We start from the raw sequence: 3563 nt of genomic DNA, 5'->3' as shown, positions 1-3563 counted from the left end.
CATTACTGGAAGACAACCGGCGATGCAAGCGTATTCGATGAGGAATGGTTGCAGGCGATAGAAAATATATTGAAAACATTTAAGGAACAACAGCGTAAAGACAATCTAGGCCCTTATAAATTCCAGCGCGAAACTGCCAAAGCATCCGATACAGTGATGAACGACGGCTGGGGCAACCCCGTACGTCCGGTAGGGCTGATCGCTTCCATGTTCCGCCCATCGGACGATGCTACCATTTTTCAGTTCCTTATCCCGTCCAATTTCTTTGCTGTGACATCGCTTCGCAAGGCAGCGGAAATACTTACCACAGTCAATAAAAAGGCCGCTTTGGCAAAGGACTGCACCGACCTGGCCGCCGAAGTAGAAACAGCCCTTAAAAAATACGCCACATTCAATCATCCCGACTACGGGACTATCTATGCCTACGAAGTAGACGGCTACGGTAACCAGCTATTCATGGACGACGCCAATGTACCCAGCCTGCTTGCCATGCCCTATCTGGGCGATGTAGATGCCGATGATCCCATTTATAAAAATACAAGACGATTCGTTTGGAGTGAAAACAATCCCTACTTCTTCAAAGGCACAGCCGGCGAAGGCATCGGAGGCCCTCATGTATCACACGAAAGCCTGTATATGATCTGGCCGATGAGCATAATGATGAAAGCCTTTACCAGCCGGGACGACGAAGAGATAAAGACCTGTGTAAAAATGCTGCTGGATACCGATGCCGGTACCGGCTTTATGCACGAATCATTCTATAAAGACGATGCCAATAAATTTACCCGTGAGTGGTTTGCATGGCAGAACACATTGTTTGGGGAGTTGATCCTGAAACTGGTAGACGAGGGGAAAGTTGATTTACTGAACAGCATAAAATAATATCTTTTATTGTTGAATATTAAATCTTTAAATACCGCTACAGATGAATCTAAAAAAACTATCGTATTTGCTCATTGCCTCCGGTTTATTACTGGGAGCCTGCTCCGGCAAAAACAATCAAAACTCATCATCAGAAAATCTGACACAATATGTCGACCCGTATATTGGCACCGGCGATCATGGCCATGTCTTTGTCGGAGCCAATGTTCCGTTCGGAATGGTACAGCTTGGACCTACTAACATTACCGCTGGCTGGGACTGGGTATCCGGCTACCATATCTCCGACTCCACCATCTGGGGCTTCACCCATATGCACCTGAACGGTACCGGTATCGGCGACCTGCTTGATATTGCCTTTATGCCCGTCACCGGCGATGTGAAGCTCGGCAAGGGCGTTATCGAAGATAAAGAATCCGGTATGTATTCCCTCTTCAGCCGCGACCGCGAAACCGTTAAAGCCGGCTATTACGCCGTCCATCTCGACCGTTACGATATAGATGTGGAACTGACAGCAACAAGCCGCGTGGGCTTCCACAAATATACCTTTCCCGCATCAGATAATGCAAAGATCGTTATCGACCTTAAAAGCCACCTGAACTGGGACGAGCCTACCGATACCTATCTGATATACGAAAACGACAGCACCGTTTCGGGCTACCGCTATTCCAAAGGCTGGGCTAACGACCAGCGCATATTCTTTACCGCCAACTTCTCTAAGCCGATGAAAGGCTTCCTGTTGTCGGAAAACGAAGACCCGAAAGATATAAAAGAAGGCACCGAACTAAAAGCAAAAGGCGTATACGGCCAGGCACTGTTCGATACCCAAGACAAAGAAGAAATCTATGTGAAAGTAGCACTTTCTCCGGTTAGCATCGAAAATGCGAAACTGAATATGCAGGCAGAACTCTCAGGCTGGAACTTTGAGCAGACCATAGCCGCTGCCGATAAGAAATGGAACGACGAGCTGAACAAGATACAGATACAGACAGACGATAACGCAGTGAAACGCACCTTTTACACTGCGCTGTATCATACCATGATAGCCCCGTCCGAGTTCTGCGATGTAAATATGGACTACAGAGGAGCCGATGCACAGATGCACAAGAACGGTTCGTTCCGCAATTATACCACCTTCTCACTATGGGATACCTACCGCGCAGCCCATCCGCTGATGACCATTATCCATCCCGAGAAGATGAGCGATATTATCAATACCATGCTTACCATCTACCGGCAGCAAGGCAAACTCCCCGTATGGCACCTGACAGGATGCGAGACCGACTGTATGGTAGGCAATCCCGGTATATCGGTCGTAGCCGATGCCATTCTGAAAGGATACGGCGGTTTTGACAAAGAACTGGCATACGAAGCCATGAAAAACTCCGCTATGCTCGACGAACGCGGGCTTGGCTATCTGAGACAATACGGCTATATCCCTTACGATAAAGACCCCGAAGGATTATCCAAAAGCATGGAGTATGCCATTGCAGACTGGACGATAGCACAGGTTGCCAAACAGATGGGTAAGACCGAAGACTACGATTATTTCCTGAACAGGAGTAAAGCATATAAGCACTATTTCGACAAAGAAACAGGCTTTGTGCGCGGACTGTCGTCCGATGGTCAATTCCGTCCCGATTTCAATCCCTTCGAGTCCGTCCACCGCGACAACGATTACACCGAAGGCAACGCATGGCAATATACCTGGCTCGTACCGCACGATATACAAGGATTGATGGACCTGTTCGGCAGCAAAGACGCTTTTGTTACAAAACTGGATTCCCTCTTTGTCGTAGAAGGCTCTCTTGGTGACCATGCCTCTCCCGATATCAGCGGGCTTATCGGGCAATATGCGCACGGCAACGAACCCAGCCACCATGTCCTTTACATGTATCCGTATATCGGTCAGCCCTGGAAGACTGCCGATAAAGTACGTCAGGTATTGTCGGAACTCTATCACGACCGGCCTGCCGGCCTATCAGGTAACGAAGACGTAGGCCAGATGTCGGCCTGGTATATCCTTTCCGCTTTAGGCTTCTATCAGGTAGAACCCGCCGGAGGGAAGTACATATTCGGCAGCCCTATTGTAAAGACAGCCGTTGTAAAAGTGAAGGATGGCAAGACATTCAACATCACAGCCAAAAACAACAGTTCCGCCAATAAATACATACAGAGCGTGACACTGAATGGCCTGCCATACGATAAATATTACATCAGCTTCAAAGACATCGAATCCGGCGGCACCCTCGAATTTACGATGGGAGACAAACCCTCCGATACATGGGGCACTACCGTAGATGTTTTACAGGCGACAGGAGAATAATTAAGAAAAACTTTATCTATATGTATACTAGTGTACTAGTTATAAGTGTACTAGTATACTAGAAAAAAGAGGACTAGAACTAGCAAGCTAGTAAACTAGTAATGTTTGTCAGCTTTTAGTTAAAAATAAAAACAATGAGAAGAAATATAATATTTATACTGATTATCGCGTTCGTTTATTCCGGTTTCGCTTTTTCGCAGAACCGTTACGAACTGAACAGCGGTTGGAAATGCCTGCCCTCTGGCAAGACCAAGGACACCGGCGAGAAAATATCGACCGCTTCCTACCCTGTATCTAAATGGCAGCCTGCCGTTGTGCCGGGTACAGTGCTGGCCACACAACTGGCCAATAAAGAAAT

At 47.5% G+C, this 3563-nt stretch carries 3 protein-coding genes; all 3 read left to right on the top strand.

Features of this window, described 5'->3' with window-relative positions:
- On the top strand, positions 1 to 882 hold an 882-nt coding region (locus M2448_RS20220), incomplete at its 5' end, for a glycoside hydrolase family 125 protein (protein ID WP_280647993.1).
- A 43-nt stretch (positions 883 to 925) separates the two neighbouring features.
- Positions 926 to 3205 (top strand): GH92 family glycosyl hydrolase, encoded by a 2280-nt coding sequence (locus tag M2448_RS20215; RefSeq protein WP_280647992.1) that lies wholly within the window; start codon positions 926 to 928, stop codon positions 3203 to 3205.
- 134 nt (positions 3206 to 3339) lie between these two features.
- On the top strand, positions 3340 to 3563 hold a 224-nt coding region (locus tag M2448_RS20210; RefSeq protein WP_280647991.1), incomplete at its 3' end, for a hypothetical protein.

The organism is Dysgonomonas sp. PF1-14, from assembly GCF_029892965.1.
GTDB lineage: Bacteria > Bacteroidota > Bacteroidia > Bacteroidales > Dysgonomonadaceae > Dysgonomonas.
This window is presented reverse-complemented; position numbering and strand designations above follow the sequence as displayed.

Excerpts from the sequence above, each read along its gene's own strand:
- M2448_RS20215 (WP_280647992.1), top strand. The coding sequence starts at position 926 with ATGAATCTAAAAAAACTATCGTATTTGCTCATTGCCTCCGGTTTATTA.